This is a genomic window from Actinomycetospora termitidis, assembly GCF_030286555.1.
GTDB lineage: Bacteria > Actinomycetota > Actinomycetes > Mycobacteriales > Pseudonocardiaceae > Actinomycetospora > Actinomycetospora termitidis.
Genome location: NZ_JASVWF010000004.1, coordinates 1 through 18,026 on the forward strand (window position 1 = coordinate 1; position 18,026 = coordinate 18,026).

19 protein-coding genes are annotated in these 18,026 nt (G+C 73.4%); 12 read left to right on the forward strand and 7 right to left on the reverse strand.

Annotated features, from left to right (window positions below; genetic code table 11):
• On the reverse strand, nucleotides 1–527 hold a 527-nt coding region (locus QRT03_RS18210), incomplete at its 3' end, for a DUF222 domain-containing protein (RefSeq protein WP_286054405.1).
• A gap of 104 nt (nucleotides 528–631) precedes the next feature.
• On the opposite strand from QRT03_RS18210, the gene QRT03_RS18215 reads away from it, so the two are divergent.
• Nucleotides 632–1,516 (forward strand): Dyp-type peroxidase, encoded by an 885-nt coding sequence (locus QRT03_RS18215; RefSeq protein ID WP_286054406.1) that lies wholly within the window; start codon nucleotides 632–634, stop codon nucleotides 1,514–1,516.
• A 1-nt stretch (nucleotide 1,517) separates the two neighbouring features.
• Here QRT03_RS18215 and QRT03_RS18220 read toward each other — a convergent pair whose 3' ends face one another.
• Entirely contained in the window at nucleotides 1,518–2,372 is an 855-nt protein-coding gene (locus QRT03_RS18220; RefSeq protein ID WP_286054407.1) for an esterase/lipase family protein, read from the reverse strand.
• Nucleotides 2,373–2,421: 49 nt separating this feature from the next.
• On the opposite strand from QRT03_RS18220, the gene QRT03_RS18225 reads away from it, so the two are divergent.
• Entirely contained in the window at nucleotides 2,422–3,288 is an 867-nt protein-coding gene (locus QRT03_RS18225) for an SCO6745 family protein (protein ID WP_286054408.1), read from the forward strand.
• Between the two features lie 129 nt (nucleotides 3,289–3,417).
• Here the strand turns inward: QRT03_RS18225 and QRT03_RS18230 are convergent, their stop codons facing one another.
• Nucleotides 3,418–3,624 (reverse strand): hypothetical protein, encoded by a 207-nt coding sequence (locus QRT03_RS18230; protein ID WP_286054409.1) that lies wholly within the window; start codon nucleotides 3,622–3,624, stop codon nucleotides 3,418–3,420.
• Between the two features lie 57 nt (nucleotides 3,625–3,681).
• Here QRT03_RS18230 and QRT03_RS18235 point away from each other — a divergent pair, with 57 nt between their 5' ends.
• From QRT03_RS18235 to QRT03_RS18245, 3 genes are read left to right on the forward strand one after another with little or no spacing between them, the layout of a single operon-like run.
• Nucleotides 3,682–4,704: an NAD(P)/FAD-dependent oxidoreductase gene (locus tag QRT03_RS18235; RefSeq protein ID WP_286054410.1), complete on the forward strand. Its 1,023-nt coding sequence runs from the start codon at nucleotides 3,682–3,684 to the stop codon at nucleotides 4,702–4,704.
• Between the two features lie 41 nt (nucleotides 4,705–4,745).
• The gene (gene typA, locus QRT03_RS18240; protein WP_286054411.1) at nucleotides 4,746–6,677 is read left to right on the forward strand and encodes a translational GTPase TypA; all 1,932 of its coding nucleotides are present in this window, start codon (nucleotides 4,746–4,748) and stop codon (nucleotides 6,675–6,677) included.
• A 58-nt stretch (nucleotides 6,678–6,735) separates the two neighbouring features.
• Nucleotides 6,736–7,449, forward strand: coding sequence for a hypothetical protein (locus QRT03_RS18245; RefSeq protein ID WP_286054412.1), 714 nt, complete (start codon nucleotides 6,736–6,738; stop codon nucleotides 7,447–7,449).
• Between the two features lie 396 nt (nucleotides 7,450–7,845).
• On the opposite strand, the gene QRT03_RS18250 is transcribed toward QRT03_RS18245, so the two are convergent.
• Together QRT03_RS18250 and gndA are read right to left on the reverse strand one after the other, a co-directional pair.
• Nucleotides 7,846–8,535, reverse strand: a complete 690-nt coding sequence (locus QRT03_RS18250; protein WP_286054414.1) for a DedA family protein — start codon at nucleotides 8,533–8,535, stop codon at nucleotides 7,846–7,848.
• A 54-nt stretch (nucleotides 8,536–8,589) separates the two neighbouring features.
• Nucleotides 8,590–10,029, reverse strand: a complete 1,440-nt coding sequence (gene gndA, locus QRT03_RS18255) for an NADP-dependent phosphogluconate dehydrogenase (RefSeq protein WP_286054415.1) — start codon at nucleotides 10,027–10,029, stop codon at nucleotides 8,590–8,592.
• A 152-nt stretch (nucleotides 10,030–10,181) separates the two neighbouring features.
• Here gndA and QRT03_RS18260 point away from each other — a divergent pair, with 152 nt between their 5' ends.
• A complete protein-coding gene (locus tag QRT03_RS18260; protein ID WP_286054416.1) occupies nucleotides 10,182–11,039 on the forward strand; it encodes a GH12 family glycosyl hydrolase domain-containing protein in 858 nt (285 codons plus the stop codon).
• 83 nt (nucleotides 11,040–11,122) lie between these two features.
• Here QRT03_RS18260 and QRT03_RS18265 read toward each other — a convergent pair whose 3' ends face one another.
• Complete coding sequence (locus QRT03_RS18265) at nucleotides 11,123–11,719, reverse strand: NADPH-dependent FMN reductase (protein ID WP_286054417.1); 597 nt, start codon at nucleotides 11,717–11,719, stop codon at nucleotides 11,123–11,125.
• A gap of 151 nt (nucleotides 11,720–11,870) precedes the next feature.
• Here QRT03_RS18265 and hisD point away from each other — a divergent pair, with 151 nt between their 5' ends.
• Nucleotides 11,871–13,148: a histidinol dehydrogenase gene (gene hisD / locus QRT03_RS18270; protein WP_286054913.1), complete on the forward strand. Its 1,278-nt coding sequence runs from the start codon at nucleotides 11,871–11,873 to the stop codon at nucleotides 13,146–13,148.
• Nucleotides 13,145–14,254: a histidinol-phosphate transaminase gene (locus tag QRT03_RS18275; RefSeq protein ID WP_286054418.1), complete on the forward strand. Its 1,110-nt coding sequence runs from the start codon at nucleotides 13,145–13,147 to the stop codon at nucleotides 14,252–14,254. The genes hisD and QRT03_RS18275 overlap by 4 nt, the downstream gene beginning before the upstream one ends.
• 3 nt (nucleotides 14,255–14,257) lie before the next feature.
• On the opposite strand, the gene QRT03_RS18280 is transcribed toward QRT03_RS18275, so the two are convergent.
• A complete protein-coding gene (locus QRT03_RS18280) occupies nucleotides 14,258–14,836 on the reverse strand; it encodes a helix-turn-helix domain-containing protein (RefSeq protein WP_286054419.1) in 579 nt (192 codons plus the stop codon).
• Nucleotides 14,837–14,896: 60 nt separating this feature from the next.
• Here QRT03_RS18280 and QRT03_RS18285 point away from each other — a divergent pair, with 60 nt between their 5' ends.
• The 4 genes from QRT03_RS18285 (at nucleotide 14,897) to QRT03_RS18300 (ending at nucleotide 18,010) form a co-directional block, all read left to right on the forward strand.
• Entirely contained in the window at nucleotides 14,897–16,450 is a 1,554-nt protein-coding gene (locus QRT03_RS18285) for a methyltransferase domain-containing protein (RefSeq protein WP_286054420.1), read from the forward strand.
• A gap of 14 nt (nucleotides 16,451–16,464) precedes the next feature.
• Entirely contained in the window at nucleotides 16,465–17,070 is a 606-nt protein-coding gene (gene hisB, locus QRT03_RS18290; protein WP_286054421.1) for an imidazoleglycerol-phosphate dehydratase HisB, read from the forward strand.
• A gap of 31 nt (nucleotides 17,071–17,101) precedes the next feature.
• Entirely contained in the window at nucleotides 17,102–17,263 is a 162-nt protein-coding gene (locus QRT03_RS18295; protein ID WP_286054422.1) for a hypothetical protein, read from the forward strand.
• An 84-nt stretch (nucleotides 17,264–17,347) separates the two neighbouring features.
• Entirely contained in the window at nucleotides 17,348–18,010 is a 663-nt protein-coding gene (locus QRT03_RS18300) for a class I SAM-dependent DNA methyltransferase (protein ID WP_286054423.1), read from the forward strand.
• Nucleotides 18,011–18,026: the final 16 nt, after the last annotated feature.

Below are 18,026 nucleotides of genomic sequence, written 5' to 3' on the forward strand. Positions count from 1 at the left end.
CGGATCATGGTGTCGCGGATGACCTCGACGTGCCCGTCACCCACGGTGCCGTCATCGACGTAGGAGCTGGTGGCCGGGAGGTCGGCGGGCACCACCGCCCCCGACGGTGAGGTGGTCTCGTGCAGCGCGGCGGCGTGCTTGGCCAGCCGGTTGGTCTCGGCCGGGTCCAGGCGCACGTGATCCGCGAGCAGCCGCGACAGGTGCCGGTAGCCGGACTCCGCCAACGCGTCGCTGGCCTTCAGGACGGTCAGCGCCCGGTACACCTGCGCCCCCGCGAGTCGATAGGCCCTCACGGCGTCGGCTATCTCGGCCAGCGCCTCCCGCGACCGTGCCGACAGGCCGTCCTCGTCCCGGTCCCCGTCGTCGGGTTCGACTCCGGGGACGGCCCATTCCGGTTCGTCGGCGGGTGGCCGTAGCGGCAGGACCCGGGCCAGGCGTTCGGCCGGCTCCACGGGTGGGGGTGGGGTGTGCTCGACGCGGGGACGCCAGGACCCGTTCGGGTCCAGGAACCACACCGCCGCCGTCATGCACTCATCATCGAACACGTGTTCGAGAAGATCAAGAGCCGTTCGGAGCAACCTCTGCAGTAGCGTCCGGGCCGATCTCGTCCACCACCGTCGGAGGTCGTCCCGTGCCCGTCCCGCAGAACGGCATCCTGGCCCTCGGTACCGCGTCCCACGCCTACCTCGAGTTCGACGCGGGCGACGACCCGACCGCGCTGGTCACGGCTGCCGCCGGCCTCGCGGCGTCGGTGAAGACCACCGGCGCGACCAGCGTCGTCGTCGGGATCCGCCCCGAGCTGTGGGCCCGTGTCTCGCCGGACCGGGCGCCGGACGCGCACGGGTTCGACGAGCCGGTCGTGGGCCCGGACGGGTTCACGATGCCCGCGACGCAGCACGACGCGGTCGTGTGGGTCGCGGGCGGCGACCGGTCCACGGTGTTCGACGAGGCCGCGGCCGTGGTCGGGACGCTCGGACCCGTGGCGCACCTCGTCGAGGAGCTCCCCGCCTGGTCGCACCACGCCGACCGCGACCTCACCGGCTTCGAGGACGGCACCGAGAACCCGCCGGCCCTCGAGGCTCCCGGGGTCGTGACGATTCCCGACGGTGTCCGGGGCGCGGGCGGCTCCGTCCTGCTGGTGCAGAAGTGGGTGCACGAGCTCGCGTGGCTCTCGCTGGACACGGCGACCCAGGAGGCGGTGATCGGCCGCAGCAAGGCCGAGAGCGTCGAGCAGGACCCGAAGGCCGAGGACGCGCACGCCGGGCGCACCGACCAGGACACCTACGGGCACATCTTCCGCCGCAACACCGCGTGGGGCTCCTCGGAGCGCCACGGGACGATGTTCGTGGGGTTCTGCGCCGAGCAGCGGCCGCTCGCGGCGATGCTGGACGCGATGGTGGGCAAGGACGGGCCCCGGGACGCCCTCACCCGCTGGACGACCCCGCTGACCGGCGCCTACTACGTCGTTCCCGCCGCGGACGCCCTGGCCGCGCTGGCACCTGCGACCGACGACTGACTCACCGGGTGCCGACCAGCACCGGCCGTCCGACCCCCTCGGACTGCAGCCGCGAGCAGTCACCCGGCACCGGGACGGGGAGCGGCCCCGTGCCCAGGGCCCGCAGGGTGAGCCCGATCGCCAGACCCGCCGTCGGGAGCTGGCCGTGGCCGATGAGGATGTCGTCGCAGACGGCCTGCAGCCGGATCGAGCGGACGCCGGGCAGGGCGGAGGACTCCGGCGGGGTGACGGTCTGGTCCTGGTCGGTCCACAGCGAGAGCCAGGGGACGTCCGGGCGGTCACCGGTCTGGAGACGGGCCAGCAACGAGCTGCCGGGCGCGAGCTGCTGGCACGCGCGGGGGCATGCGCCCGGCACGAGCGCACCGCCCGCCGCCGCGAGCTCGGCGCCCTGCAACGGGGAGCCGAGCGTCACGAACCGGCGGATCGCGGGCGCCGTCGTCCCCGACTGCAGGTACAGCCACGAGGCGACACCGCCCGCGGAGTAGCCGATGAGGTCGACGCTGGTGGCGCCGTCGTGGCGGATCAGGTCGCGCACGGTGTCGTCGATCGCCGCCGCCTGTGCGGCGAAGTCCCCCGTCCCGCCGTCAGGAAGATCCACGACGACGGCGGGTCGGCCGACCACCTGGAGGCGCAGGGCGAGGGCCTGCAGCGCCGCGGTGTTCCCGCCGTAGCCGGGGACGAGGACGACCGGGCCCATCACCGCCGGGTCGGCCTTCGGCGGGACCGCGTACTCGCGGGCGACCGACACCCCCACGAGCACGGTCACCGCGAGCACGATCCCGACCATCACCAGCACGAACAGCCGCCGGCGCGGCGCGAGGCCGCCCAGGGGCGCACGGTCGGGCCAGCGATTCACGACCTCCAGTGTGCCCATGATCGGGTGGGTCCGCGTTAGCGTGCGCCCCGTGGAGCACAGCGACGTCGCCCGCCTGTACCGCCGGCTCGAGCCCCTGCACTCGATGATCTACTTCGCGCCCGAGGTCGGCGAGGAGCTCTCACCGCTGGGGATCACGCACCCACGTGCGCAGTACTTCGCGCAGCGCTCGGCCGCGATGGGCGCGGTGGGGCCCGGGGTCGTGGCCGCGACCTACTACAACTTCAACCCGGCCCTGATCGCCCGCTTCGTGCCGATGATCTGGTCCTCGGCATCGCCCGCGGACGTCCTGAACGCCCGGCTGCGCGCCGCCGACTCGGCCCTGCGCCGCCTGCTCGGGGACGCCGTGTCCTCCCGCGAGTGCGAACGCGCGGGTGTGCTCGCCCGCCGCGCCTCCGAGGCGTGCACGACGGAGGACCGCGTGCTCTACGCCGCGCACGCCGACCTCCCGTGGCCCGACGAGCCGCACCTCGTGCTCTGGCACGCGATCACGCTCCTGCGCGAGTACCGCGGCGACGGCCACCTGCACGCCCTGCTCGGCGCCGGGCTCTCCGGGCTCGAGGCGCTGATCCTGCACACCGCCACCGGGCGCGGCTTCCTGCCGGAGGTCGCCCAGGCCACGCGGGGGTGGTCGGTCGAGCAGTGGAACGACGCCTCCGCCGGCCTCCGGGAACGGGGCCTTCTCGACGGCGGGTCGCTGACGCCGGAGGGGGCGGCGCTGCGTGACGGCGTCGAGGCCGAGACGTCACGCCTGTCCGCGGCCCCGTGGGAGTCGCTGGGCGACGACGCCGCCGAGCTCGCCGAACTCGGCGGCGGCCTGACCAAGCGCCTCCTCGCGTCGGGCGCCTTCCCCGACGGCGTGTTCGCGCCGGGGTCGGACCGCTCGTCGAAGGCCTGAGCCGACGACGTTCGACGGCCGACCGCACCGGCCTCTCGCCGAGAGGTACATGAGGCACGTCAGCGTGCCGCTGAGCGTGCCTCATGTACTCCTGATCATGAGCGAGGAGCCCCACACGGGGTCACGGCCCTACGGCAGGCGCTGCGCGTCCTGCGGGGAGCCCACCTCCCCGCGCGACTGCGACCGCTTCGCGAGCCACATGCCGCCGCCGATCACGAGCGCGCCCGCGATCAGCCAGCCGAGCGCGCCGAGCAACCAGTGCACGAGCGGCAGGACCACCCCACCGAGCAGCACGAGCGCGCCGATACCGACCAGGATCCACACCACGATCTTCATGACACCGATCCTCCGTGCGGGTGCGGTCCGCGGGATCGGGGTGCGACCCTGAGATTCATGCGGGTCACCGTGGTCGGCGCCGGGATCGTGGGGCTCGCGACGGCGGACGCGCTCGTCCGGCGCGGCCACCGGGTCACGGTGCTCGAGGCGCACCGGCCGATGGGCGCCCGCAGCGCCGGCGCCTCCCGGATCTTCCGTCTGGCCCACGGCGACCCGGAGCTCGTCGCGGCGGCCACCGAGGCCCGGCGGCTGTGGGACGACTGGTCGGAGCGCGCCGGCCGGCCGCTCCTGGGTGAGGAGGGCGCAGTCGTCTCCGGGCCGCGGGTCGACGAGTGGGCGGCCGCGATGATTGCCGCGGGCGCGGCGCACGAGGTGGGCCACCCGCCGTCGGGAACGCTCGGGAGGACCGACGGACCGGTGCTCCACGACCCGGCCGGGGGAGCCCTCGACCTCGCCGGCGCGGGCCGGATGCTGCAGGAGGCGCTGCGGGAGCACCTGCGTCCCGGCCGCGTCGTGGACCTCGACGAGTTCGACGCGGACGCGATCGTCCTGACGGCGGGTGCGGGCACGGCGGAGCTGGCCGCGCAGCGCGGGATCGCCGTGCCGGACGAGCTCTGCCACCACGTGCGGTTCGCCTTCCGCCTCCGCGAGCAGCCCACGGCCGTTCCACCCGCCCACCTCGACGGCACCCCCGGTCCGGCGCTGGCCTCGACCTACCAGCACCGCACGCCCGAGGGGCACTGGGCGATCGGGGGCCACCTCCCCGACGAGCTCACGACGACGGCGGACCACTCCCTCGACGACGTCCGTCGCCGGTCCCTCGACGCGATCGTCGCCCACGTCCGCGAACGCATCGGCGAGCTCGACCCCGAACCGGTCGGCGAGGTCACCTGCACGCCGACCGCGGGGGAGGGCGACGGGGTGCGCACGGCCCGCGTCGGGAACGTGCACGCGCTCTGGGGCGGCAACCTCGCGAAGTTCGCCCCGTTGCTCGGGGAGCGCCTGGCCGAAGCGGTCGTGCACGACCACGTGGCGCACGCCATCGGTCCACCCGACGACCCGGCGGATCACGGTCGGTAACCTGGGAAGGACCGCAGCCCTCCATCAGGAAGCCTCTCCTCGTGACCACGACCGCACCCGAGCGGACCGGGTCCGCCGATCACGGCCTGCGCAGCGACCTGCGCAACATCGCGATCGTCGCCCACGTCGACCACGGCAAGACCACTCTCGTCGACGCCATGCTCCGCCAGTCGGGGGCCTTCTCCGCGCGCGCCGAGCTCGTCGACCGGGTCATGGACTCCGGTGACCTCGAGCGCGAGAAGGGCATCACGATCCTCGCGAAGAACACGGCCGTGCGCCGCGGGGACGTCACCTTCAACATCATCGACACGCCCGGTCACGCCGACTTCGGCGGCGAGGTCGAGCGCGGGTTGTCCATGGTCGACGGCGTCGTCCTCCTGGTCGACGCGTCCGAGGGGCCGCTGCCGCAGACCCGCTTCGTGCTGCGCAAGGCGCTGGCCGCGCGGCTGCCGGTGATCCTGGCGGTCAACAAGACCGACCGGGCCGACGCGCGCTGCGCCGAGGTCGTCGACGAGTCGCTGGAGCTCCTGCTCGAGCTCGCGACGGACCTCGAGCTGGACGACGACGTCGTGGCCCAGCTGCTGGAGCTGCCCGTCGTCTACGCCTCCGCGCGCGCCGGGAAGGCCTCCCTGGAGCGGCCCGCCGACGGCACCGTGCCCGACTCGGAGAACCTCGACCCGCTGTTCGAGCTCCTGCTCTCCGAGGTCCCGGCCCCGGCCGACGACCCCGACGGCCCGCTGCAGGCGCACGTCACCAACCTCGACGCCTCGTCCTACCTCGGCCGCATCGCGCTCTGCCGCGTGCGTTCCGGGCGGATCCGCCGCGGCCAGCAGGTCGGCTGGTGCCGCGAGGACGGCAGCGTCACGCGCGTGAAGGTCACCGAGCTGCTCCGCACCGAGGGCCTGGAGCGGGTCTCCGCCGAGCACGCCGACGCCGGCGACATCGTCGCGGTGGCCGGGATCGCCGAGGTGACCATCGGCGACACCCTGGCCGACCCGGACGACCCGCATCCCCTGCCGCGCATCACCGTCGACGAGCCGGCGATCGCGATGACGATCGGCATCAACACCTCACCGCTGGCGGGGCGGGACCCGAAGCCGGGCACCAAGCTCACCGCCCGCCTGCTCAAGAACCGGCTCGACGCCGAGCTGGTCGGCAACGTGTCCATGCGCGTCCTGCCCACCGAGCGCCCCGACGCGTGGGAGGTGCAGGGCCGCGGCGAGCTGGCCCTGGCCATCCTCGTCGAGACGATGCGCCGGGAGGGCTTCGAGCTGACCGTCGGCAAGCCCGAGGTCGTCACGCGCGAGATCGACGGCAAGCTGCACGAGCCGTTCGAGCGGCTCTCGGTCGACGTCCCCGACGAGCACCTGGGTGCCGTCACCCAGCTCCTCGCGGCGCGCAAGGGCGAGATGCTGGAGATGACGCACTCGGCGTCGTCGGACCACGTCCGCCTCGAGTACCGGGTGCCCTCGCGCGGCCTCATCGGCTTCCGCACGGAGTTCCTCACGGAGACCCGCGGCACCGGCATCGCGAACCAGCTCTTCGACGGCTACGGCCCGTGGGTCGGCGAGCTGCGCGCCCGCCTGTCGGGTTCGCTGATCGCGGACCGCGGGGGAGCGGTGACCGGGCACGCCGTCGGCCTCCTCGCCGACCGCGGCGACCTGTTCGTCGCCCCGACCACCACCGTCTACACGGGCATGGTCATCGGCGAGAACTCCCGCTCGGAGGACATGGAGGTCAACATCGTCCGCGAGAAGAAGTTGACCAACATGCGCCAGTCGAGCCAGGACGTCCTCGAGCGGCTCACCCCGCCGCGCATCCTCTCCCTCGAGCAGGCCCTGGAGTTCTGCTCCGAGGACGAGTGCGTCGAGGTGACGCCGGGCGCGGTGCGGATCCGCAAGGTCGAGCTCGACTCGCATACCCGCAACCGGCAGCGCAACCGGGCGCGGCAGGGGCTCGCGACCAAGTCGTAGTCGCGGCGGGGCTCCTCGATCCGTCACAGTGATCTCCGACGGAGCGAGGAGGCCCCCGATGACCGTGAGCTTCGACGTCCGCATCGACGACGGGCGGATCACCGCGGTCTGGATGCTCGGGTCGTTCCTCCTGGTGTTCCTGGTGACCCGCGTGATCACCCGCCTGATCCGGGCGGGCCGCGGGCCGTTCCGCGACACCTCGGTCGGCGGGGTCCACGTCCACCACCTCGTCTACGGCATCGCCCTGATGCTGCTCGCCGGGGCGGGCGAGTTCATCTACCGACCCGACGGTGCCTGGCGGACGGTGCTGGCGGTCGCGTTCGGGGCGGGCGCGGCGCTCGCCCTCGACGAGTTCGCGCTCTGGCTGCGCCTCGCCGACGTCTACTGGTCCGACGAGGGCCGGATCTCGGTCGACGCGGTGCTGATGGTGGCCGTCGTCGGGACCCTGCTGGTGCTCGGGGCCAACCCGTTCGGGACGACGGGTGAGGACGGTGCCCTCGGCGTGGCGATCTCGATCGTCGTGACGACGGGCGCGGCGGTCACCGCGGCGTTCAAGGGCAAGTTCGTCACGGCCGTCGTCGGCATCCTCCTGCCGCCGATCGCGCTGCTCGGGGCGCTGCGCCTGGCGCGGCCGGGTTCACCCTGGGCCCGCCGCCGGTACACCCCCGGGTCCCGCCGGGACCTCCGCGCCCGGGCCCGTTATCCCGACGGTGCCCGCAACCCCTGGGACCGGGTCGTGGACCTGGTCGGCGGGGTGGCGCGGAAGCCGTGATCCGCGGCATCGTCGGCGCTGGGTGACCTTGTCGCGTGGATTCACCGCGATAAGGCGCGGACCCGGCGACGGGAACCCCCGACAAGGTGCCTTCAGCGCGGCCAGCGCGCACCCGAACCATGATCAACGAGCACTCTCGGCGGCCCGCCGGTCCCGCCAGTCACCGCAAGTGCTCGCTCGACGTACTCCGGTCGTCGCTGACCCTGCCCGAACAGCCGCGGGACGCGCCTTGTCGCGGGGAACTGCCCACCCCCGGCCACCTTGTCGTTGAGAATCACAGCGACAAGGTGCTCCCGTCCGGTCGCTGCCCGCCGGAGCGGTGATCAACGAGCACTCTCGGCGGGCCACCGCCGCGGCGGACCACCGCAGGTGCTCGCTCGACGCGCCGGGCCTGCCTCACGACCCGTCGTCGGGAACCCGGAGGACCTGGGTCGGAGCCTCCATCTTCTTGACGGCCCGGTGCTTGCGGTACCGCTTGACCAGCATGAACCCGACGAGGGCCACCAGCAGCACCAGCACGACCGTCTGGAACACGCCCGCGTACTGCTCCACCAGGTGCCACTGCGTGCCCAGGGCGTAGCCGCCGCCGACGAACACGGAGTTCCAGATCAGGCTGCCGAGCGCCGTGAAGAGCGTGAACTCCCACCAGGGCATGCGGCGCTGCCCGGCCGGGATCGACACGAACGACCGCACGCCCGGGATCATCCGCCCCCAGAACACCGAGGCGCGGCCGTGCCGGTCGAACCACGACTCGGCCTTCGCCACGTCGTCCTCGCTGACCAGCGGCATCCGGGCCAGCGTGCGCCGGACCCAGCCGTCGCTGCACAGCATCCCCACGAGGTAGAGCGCGAACGCCCCGACGACCGACCCCGCCGTCGTCCAGATCACCGCGGCCCAGACCGAGAACTCCCCCCGACCCGCCGCGAAGCCCGCCAGCGGCAGGACGATCTCGGACGGGATCGGGGGGAACACGTTCTCGAGGGCGACGATCAGTCCGGCGCCGGGGGCGCCGAACGAGGCCATCAGGTCGGTCGCCCAGCCGGCGAGACCGCCGTCATCCGGGGGAGGGGCCTGCAGCGGGAGCATGATCTCTCAACGTCCGTGATGTCCGGATTTCTCCCGCCGGGCGGCCCCTGAGATCTACGCCTCGGATTCTGCGCGGTCGTCCGTGGCCCACGCGGTGTGGAAGGTGCCCTCGCGGTCGACGCGCCGGTAGGAGTGGGCGCCGAAGAAGTCGCGCTGGCCCTGCACGAGGGCGGCCGGGAGGCGGTCGGCGCGGATGCCGTCGTAGTAGGCGAGCGCGCTGGAGAAGCCCGGGGTGGGGATGCCGAGCTGCGCGGCACTGGCCACCACGCGCCGCCACGAGTCCTGCGCGCCGCCGATGGCGTCGGCGAACGAGGTGTCGGTGAGCAGCGTCGTCAGGTTCGGCTCGCGGGAGTACGCGGCGGTGATCTCGTTGAGGAACTTCGCGCGGATGATGCACCCGCCGCGCCAGATGCTCGCGACCTTCCCGAGGTCGATCGACCAGCCGTACTCCTCGGCGCCCGCCTGGATCTCGTTGAACCCCTGGGCGTACGCGACGATCTTCGAGGCGTACAGGGCCTGCTCGATGTCGTCGGCGAAGCCCTCGGCCGCGGCGCCCTCGAGGCGGGCACCGGACACGCCGGGCAGGCCGCGGGCGGCGTCACGCAGCGTCCGGTTGCCCGAGAGGGACCGCGCGAACGTCGCCTCGGCGATGCCGGTGACGGGGACGCCGAGGTCGAGGGCGGCCTGCACCGTCCAGCGGCCCGTGCCCTTCTGCTCCGCCTCGTCGGCGACGACGTCGACGAACGGCTTGCCGCTGGAGGCGTCGGTGTGCGCGAGGACCTGCGAGGTGATCTCGATCAGGTAGGAGTCCAGCCGACCCTGGTTCCAGGTGGTGAACGTGTCCGCGATCGACGCCGGATCCATGCCCAGGCCCTGGCGGAGCAGGTCGTACGCCTCGGCGATGAGCTGCATGTCGGCGTACTCGATGCCGTTGTGCACCATCTTGACGAAGTGGCCCGCGCCGTCCTCGCCGATGTGCGTGCAGCACGGCTCGCCGTCGACCTTGGCCGAGATGTCCTCGAGCAGCGGACCGAGGCTGTCGTAGGCCTCCGCCGGGCCGCCGGGCATGATGCTAGGCCCGTTGAGCGCGCCCTCCTCGCCGCCGGAGACGCCCATCCCGACGAAGTTGAGGCCCTGGTCGCGGAGCGCGGCCTCCCGCCGCCGGGTGTCGGCGTAGTGGGCGTTCCCGGCGTCGATGATGACGTCGCCCTGCTCGAGCAGCGGCGTGAACTCGTCGATGACGGCGTCGGTGGCCTTCCCGGCCGGCACCATGAGGATGATGCGGCGCGGCCGTTCGAGTGACTGCACGAATTCCTCGGCCGACGACGCCGGGACGAAGGTGCCCTCGTCCGCGAAGTTCTCGGCGAGGTCCCGGGTGCGCTTCTCGGTGCGATTGTGCAGCGCCACGGCGTGACCGTGCCGCGCGAGGTTGCGTGCGAGGTTCCGGCCCATGGTGGCGAGGCCGCTGACGCCGATCTCCGCTGTCTGACTCACGGGTGCAGCATGCCCGAGAACACGGTCGGGACACGCTCGACCGAGTGACTTTCCGGTGACCCGCTAACAGTTGTGACACGGGCGACGAGGAAGCGGTCGTACCGCACGGCGTACCCGCTGCAGCGGACGGTCACGGGGGAGTACGACAGACGATGACGGATCGGACATCGCACGGCGCAACGGAGGTCCGTGGCGGTCGCGCCGCGGTACGTCGGGCCGCGGCCCGGGCCACCCGTCGCACCCGCTTCCTGCTGGCTGCGATCCTCGCGCTCGTGGTGGCGGGCGGCTCGATCTTCGTCGGGAACGCGGTGGGGGCGGCCGCGACGTACCCGCAGGTGTGCGACCAGTTCGGGTCGCGCGGGGTCGGCGGCAAGTACGTCGCGCAGAACAACCGGTGGGGTACCGACAAGCAGCAGTGCATCACCCCGTTCGACACCGGGTTCACCCTCGACGTCGCCGGCGGCACGAACAACACCGGCCCGTCGTCGTACCCGTCGCTCTACCGCGGCTGCGTGTACGGCTACTGCACCCCGGGCTCGACGAACGTCTTCCCGGCGCCGGTCCGCACCCTCGGCGCGGTCCGCTCGAACTTCGCGACGACGGGTCCGACGAACAAGGCCACGAGCCAGTACAACACCGCGTACGACATCTGGTTCGACCCGACGGCCACGAACAAGGGCCGCAACACGGGCGCCGAGATGATGATCTGGCTCAACCGCACTTCGTGGGTCCAGCCGATCGGCAAGCCGTACTACGACGTCAACATCGGCGGCACCGTCTACACCGTCTGGTACGGCAAGATCGACCTGCCGGTCATCTCCTACGTCCGCAAGACCCCGACGACGTCGGTGTCGAACCTGCCGATCGACCTGTTCGTGCGGGACGCGACGAACCGCGGCGTCATCAAGAACACCTGGTACATGACGAGCGTCCAGGCCGGGTTCGAGCCGTGGACCGGGGGCCAGGGCCTCAAGGTCACGAACTTCTCGGTGACGCGGAACGGGCTGTAGCCGCCCGCGTCGGCTGACAGGAAAGCGTCGTTGCTGGCATCCGATGCCGGCAACGACGCTTTCCTGTCACGGGGGAGCAGCGCTCAGGCGCGCTCGCCCAGCAGGCCGAGCTTGTCGATCCACGCCGAGAGCCCGTCGAGGGCGCCCTTCGCGCCGGCCTCGGTCTCGGCGGCCGGGGTGAAGACCCGCTGGTCGCCCTCGCCGCTGACGTTCTTCATCGCGAACGGGATCGGCACGGCGGCCGACACCGGGACCATGTTCAGCCCGACGAGCACCGGCCACAGCGCCTCGGCGGCCCGGGTGCCGGCCGCGACGCCGCCGTAGCTGACGATCGTGGCGGGCTTGCCGGCCCACTCGCGGTTGAGGTGGTCCAGCGCGTTCTTCAGCGGCGCGGTGAAGCTGTGGTTGTACTCCGGGGTGACGAACACGAAGGCGTCCGCCCGGGCGATCGTCGCGCTGAAGTCCTTGGTGCTGTCGAGCGTGTAGCGGCCGAGGCGCGGGTGCTCCGGCTCGGCGAACATCGGCAGCGCGATCTCGGCGAGGTCGACGATCTCGACGTCGAACGCGCCGTGGTCCTGCGCGTAGCCGCCGAACCAGCGCGCGATCGGCTCGCCGATCCGTCCCGGCCGGGTGCTGGCGACGACGATCTGCAACAGCGGACGACGGGCGTCGTCGGACATGCGGTGCTCCTTCGTACGGCTAACAGTTGCGCCGACAACCATCCTGCACCCGTGGCTGTCGGTGGGTCTCGTTAGGCTGGCCGATGTGACCACGCTCCTGACCCGGTCCGACCTCCGAGGGGGCGTACCCGCTCCGGGTGCGCTGCGCGCGATGCTGCCGCGCGCGGAGATGAACGTCGACGCGGTCGTGGAGCGGGTGCGCCCGATCATCGACGACGTGCGCGATCGCGGGGTCGAGGCCGTCCTGGAGTACGGCGAGCGGTTCGACCGGGTGCGCTCGGAGTCGGTCCGGGTCCCGACGGCGGCCCTCCGCGAGGCCCTCGAGGCCACCGACCCGCAGGTCCGTGCCGCGCTGGAGACCAGCATCGAGCGCGCCCGCGCCGTCCACGCCGACCAGCGGCGGACCGACACGACCACGCAGGTGGTGCCCGGCGGCACCGTCACGGAGCGGTGGGTCCCGGTGGCACGCGTCGGGCTGTACGCCCCGGGCGGGCTCGCGGTCTACCCGTCGAGCGTCGTCATGAACGTGGTCCCGGCCCAGGCGGCCGGGGTCGAGGGGCTCGTCGTCTGCTCGCCGCCGCAGCAGGAGTTCGGCGGCCGACCGCACCCGCTGATCCTGGCCGCGGCGGCGCTGCTGGGCGTCGACGAGGTGTGGGCGGTCGGCGGGGCGCAGGCCGTCGCGCTGCTCGCGTACGGCGGGACCGACACCGACGGTGCGGCCCTCGAGCCGGTCGACATGGTCACCGGGCCCGGCAACGTCTACGTCACCGCGGCGAAGCGGGTGCTGCGCGGCCGGATCGGGATCGACTCCGAGGCCGGCACCACCGAGATCGCGATCCTCGCCGACCACACCGCCGACTCCGGCCACGTCGCGGCCGACCTGATCAGCCAGGCGGAGCACGACCCGGCGGCCGCGTCCGTGCTGGTCACGACCAGCCCGGAGCTCGCGGACGCGGTCGACGCCGAACTCGTCACGCAGGTCGGCACCACGAAGCACGACGAGCGCATCCGCACCGCGCTGTCGGGTCCGCAGTCGGGGACGATCCTGGTGGCCGACCTCGACGACGGCGTCCGCGTGGTCGACGCGTACGCCGCCGAGCACCTCGAGATCCAGACCGAGGGTGCGCGGGAGGTCGCTGCGCGGGTGCGCAACGCCGGCGCGGTCTTCGTCGGGCCGCACAGCCCGGTCTCGCTGGGCGACTACTGCGCCGGGTCGAACCACGTCCTGCCGACCGGGGGCTGCGCCCGGCACTCCAGCGGGCTGTCGGTGCAGACGTTCCTGCGCGGCATCCACGTCGTCGACTACTCGGAGGACGCGCTGCGCGCGGTGGCCGACCAGGTCGTCGCGCTCGCGGAGGCGGAGGACCTGCCGGCGCACGGCCAGGCGGTCGCGGCGCGCTTCGGGACGCGGAAGGACCTCTCGCGGTGAGCGACGTGATCGGCGCGGGCGTCCAGCTCGCCGACCTGCCGCTGCGCGACGACCTGCGTGGTCGCACGCCCTACGGCGCGCCCCAGTTGCAGGTGCCGGTCGCGCTGAACACCAACGAGAACCCGTTCCCGCCGCCGCCCGCGCTGGTCGACGACGTCGCCGCCGCCACCCGCGAGGCCGCGGCGACGCTGCACCGCTACCCCGACCGCGACCACGTCGCGCTGCGGACGGCGCTCGCCGAGTACCTGACGTCGGCCACGGGTGTCCCGCTGGCCACCGACAACCTCTGGGCCGCCAACGGCTCCAACGAGGTGCTCCAGCAGCTGCTCCAGGCGTTCGGCGGGCCCGGCCGGCTCGCGCTGGGCTTCGAGCCGAGCTACTCGATGCACCCGATCCTGGCGGCCGGGACGCGGACCGACTGGGTGCCGGCACCCCGTCGTGACGACTTCTCCCTCGACGCGGCGGCCGCCGTCGACGTCGTGCGGGAGCGGCGGCCCGACGTGCTGTTCGTGACGACGCCGAACAACCCCACCGGCCAGTCGATCGACCTGGACGAGCTCGCGGCGATCGCCGACGCGGCGCCGGGGATCGTCGTGGTCGACGAGGCGTACGTCGAGTTCTCCTCCGGCCCGAGTACGGTCGAGCTCCTCGCGACCCACGGTCAGAAGCTCGTGGTCAGCCGCACGATGTCGAAGGCGTTCGCCTTCGCGGGCGGGCGCCTCGGGTACCTGGCGGCAGCACCCGCCGTCGTGGACGCCCTGATGCTGGTCCGGCTGCCGTACCACCTGTCGGCCCTGACGCAGGCCGCGGCGCTGGCCGCCCTGCGCCACGCCGACGAGACGCTGGCGCTGGTCGGCACGCTGTCGCGGGAGCGCGACCGGATCGCCGCGGCGCTGACCGACCTCGGCTACGCGGTGGTGCCCTCGACCGCGAACTTCCTGCTCTTCGGCGGGCTGCCCCACCCCGACGCGCACGCCACCTGGCAGGCCTACCTGGACGCGGGCGTGCTGATCCGCGACGTCGGGATCCCCGGGCACCTGCGGGTCACGGTCGGCACGCCCGCGGAGAACGACCGGTTCCTCGAGGTGAGCGCGGCGCTGCGGTGACGCTCAGCGCGGGCGCGCCTTCACGTGGGCCCGCTCGCCCTGCGGGCCGAAGAGGTTGATCAGCTCGGCCGGCTCGTCGTAGGGGTTCATCACGATGTGCGGCAGGTGGGTGTCGAACTCCACGACCTCGCCGGGCACCAGGTCGAGCCGCTGCTCGCCGAGGTGCAGGTGCACCCGCCCGGAGAGCACGTACATCCACTCGTAGCCCTCGTGGGTCTGCGGCTCGACGACGTCCCGGTGCGGGTAGCCGGGCGGCAGGATCTGCTTGAACGCCTGCACCCCGCCCGGGCGTCGGGTCAGCGGGACGAACGTCGCGCCGTACCGCCGGAACGACGGCATCCGCACGCGCGGATCCCCGGTCTGCGGCGCGTCCACCAGCTCGTCGAGGGCCACCTGGAAGGCGTGGGCGAGCGGGAGCAGCAGCTCCAGCGTGGGCTTCCGCCCGCCGGACTCCAGCCGGGACAGCGTCGACAGCGAGATTCCGGTCGCCTCCGCCACCTCGGTCAGCGTGAGGTTGCGGGCCGTGCGGATCGCCCGGAGCCGGGGTCCGACGCCGTCGAGCACCGTCGCGAAGTCCTCCATGCTTGCCGTTGTAGCAAGGAACTTTGCCGGTACGCCAGGAGCGCGGGCAGGCTCGTCGTCATGAGCGACGAGACGTGGGACGTGGTGGTCGTGGGCGGCGGCGCGGGCGGGCTGTCGACCGCCCTGACGCTGGCCCGGGCCCGACGGCGGGTGCTGGTGGTGGACGCGGGGGAGCCCCGCAACGCGCCCGCCGACGGGGTGCACAACTACCTCGGCCGCGAGGGCACGGCGCCCGGCGAGCTGACCGCGATCGGGCGCGCCGAGGTGGAGGGCTACGGCGGCGTGGTGCGGTCGGGCCGGGTGACCTCGGCGGCGGTCTCCGGCGCCGGCGGGTTCGAGCTGGGGCTGGACGACACGTCCACGCTGCGGACGCGGCGCCTGGTCGTCGCGACCGGGGTCGTCGACGAGCTGCCCGAGGTGGCCGGCCTCCGCGAGCGCTGGGGCCGCGACGTGCTGCACTGCCCGTACTGCCACGGCTGGGAGGTCCGCGACCGGCGGATCGGCGTGCTCGCGACGAGCCCCCTGGCACTGCACCAGGTCCAGCTGCTGCGCCAGTGGAGCGACGACGTCGTGCTGCTGACCAACGACGCGCTCGCCCTGCACCACCACAGTGCGGACGAGCTCGCCGCGCGCGGGATCGAGGTGGTGGACGGGAAGGTGACCGAGGTCGTCGTCGGGAATGAGCTGGAGGGTGTCCGGCTCGCCGACGGCACCGTCGTCCCCCTGGACGCCCTCGCGGTCGCGCCCGTGTCCCGGGCCCGCGGCGAGGTCCCGGCGATGCTCGGGGTGGAGACCGTGGAGCAGCACATGGGCGACGTCCTCGTGGGCACCGTCGTGCCGACCGAGCCGGGCGGGGCGACCACGGTCGACGGGCTGTGGGTCGTGGGCAACGCCGCGGACCTGCGGGCCGTGGTGATCGGGGCGGCGGCCTCCGGCACGGCCGTGGCAGCGGCGGTCAACGCCGACCTGGTCGCCGAGGACGTGCGCCTGGCCCTGACCGCGAGCCGTGACGGCAGCCCGGAGTTCTGGGAGCGCTTCTACGCCGACCGCGAGCAGGTGTGGAGCGGGCGGGTCAACGCGGCGCTGTCGGACGCGGTGGCCGACCTGGCGCCCGGCTCGGCGCTCGACCTGGGTGCCGGCGAGGGCGGGGACGCGATGTGGCTCGCCGACCGGGGCTGGGCCGTGACCGCGGTCGACGTGTCGCAGACCGCGTGCGACCGGCTCGCGGCCCTGGCCGGGGACCGCCCGGTCCGCACCGAGCGCCACGATCTCACCGAGACGTTCCCCGACGGCACGTTCGACCTGGTCAGCGCCTCCTTCCTGCACTCGCCGAACGCCGACTTCCCGCGGGCCGCGATCCTGCGCCGGGCAGCCGCCGCGGTCGCCCCCGGCGGGACGCTGCTGGTGATCGGGCACGGACGGCTGGCGCCGTGGTCGTGGGACCCGACGCTGCGGCTGCCGACCGCCGACGAGGTGCTGGCCTCGCTGGAGCTGGGGAGCGACTGGGAGGTCGTGCGGTGCGCGTCGCCCGAGCGCGTCGCGACCGGCCCGGACGGGCAGGAGGCCACGATCACCGACGAGATCGTGCAGGTGCGCCGCACCTCGACCCGGTAGGGGACACTGAGGTCATGAGCCGCACCGGGCGCGTGGAGCGCGTAACCAAGGAGTCGAGCGTCCTCGTCGAGATCGACCTCGACGGGACCGGGCGCACCGAGATCTCGACCGGGGTGCCGTTCTTCGACCACATGCTCGACGCGCTCGGCAAGCACGGGAGCCTCGACCTCGTCGTCCGGGCGACCGGCGACGTCGAGATCGACGCCCACCACACGGTGGAGGACGTCGCGATCGTGCTCGGCCAGGCCCTGCGCCAGGCCCTCGGCGACAAGTCGGGCATCCGGCGCTTCGGCGACGCCTGGATCCCGATGGACGAGGCACTCGCCCAGGCCGTCGTCGACGTCTCCGGCCGTCCGTACTGCGTGCACACGGGCGAGCCCGAGGTGATGACGGGGTTCGTCGTCGGCAACAACTACCCGACGGTGCTCAACCGGCACGTCTTCGAGTCGATCGCCTTCCACGCCGGGATCGCGCTGCACGTGCGGGTCACCGGCGGGCGCGATCCGCACCACATCACCGAGGCCGAGTACAAGGCGATCGCCCGCGCGCTGCGCGCCGCCACCGAGCCGGACGCCCGCCTCGACGGTGGCACGGCCTCGACCAAGGGTGTTCTCGGATGAGGCGAGCGCAGCGACGGGGGAACGGCACAGCGTGAGCAGCGACCAGCTGCTCGCTCTCGGGCTCCTGCTCGTCGCGGGCTTCCTCGTCGGAGGCGTGGTGAGCTTCGGCCGTGACCGTCGCTGGATCCCCGCCGGGGTCCTGGCCGTCCTCGCGGTCCTCGCCGCGGTCGCGGCCGTGCTGCGTCTGGTCTGACGGACGGGTCGCGCCGCCGACCGGTGGTGCACGGTTGAACTCCGGTCGCCGGGGAACCACGTGCGGGACGCGAGGGGGTGTGAGGTGGAGACGCAGCACGACGGCACGACGTTCGGGCGGCGGGCGTCCGCGTCGGCGACCCCGGCCGAGGTCCGCGCCGTCTACGACGAGTGGGCCGCGACCTACGACGAGGACCGGGCCGGCCCGCACGGCGACGACTACCCGCTGCCGGGCTTCGTCGCCGACGTCGTCGCCCGCCTCGACGACCGGGAGGCCGACGTGCTGGACGCCGCGTGCGGCACCGGTCTGGTCGGCGCCGCCCTCGCCCGGCACGGCTTCACCTCGGTCGACGGCCTGGACATCTCCCCGCGCATGATCTCCCGCGCCCGCAGCCGGGGCGTCTACCACGACCTCGGTCCCGCCGACCTCTCCCAGCGCCTCCCCGGCGCCCCGGACAAGTTCGGGGTCGTGACCTGCGTCGATGCGCTCGAGCCGGGGCACCTCCCGACCTCCGCGGTCGCCGAGTTCGCCCGGGTGGTGCACCGCGGCGGGCACCTCGTGCTCACCGCGTCGACCGCGAGCTGGCCCGAGGTCGAGTCCCACCTGCGCCGCCTCGCCGCCCGCCGCACCGCGCGGCTGGTGGAGGTCACCGAGGCGCCGCTGCACCCGTCGTCGGGAACGGCGCACGTCGTGGCGGTGCTCGAGGTGGTCGCCTCCTCGGCGCCGGTCGGCGGCCCGGGCTGGTGAGTCCCGCCCCGACGTA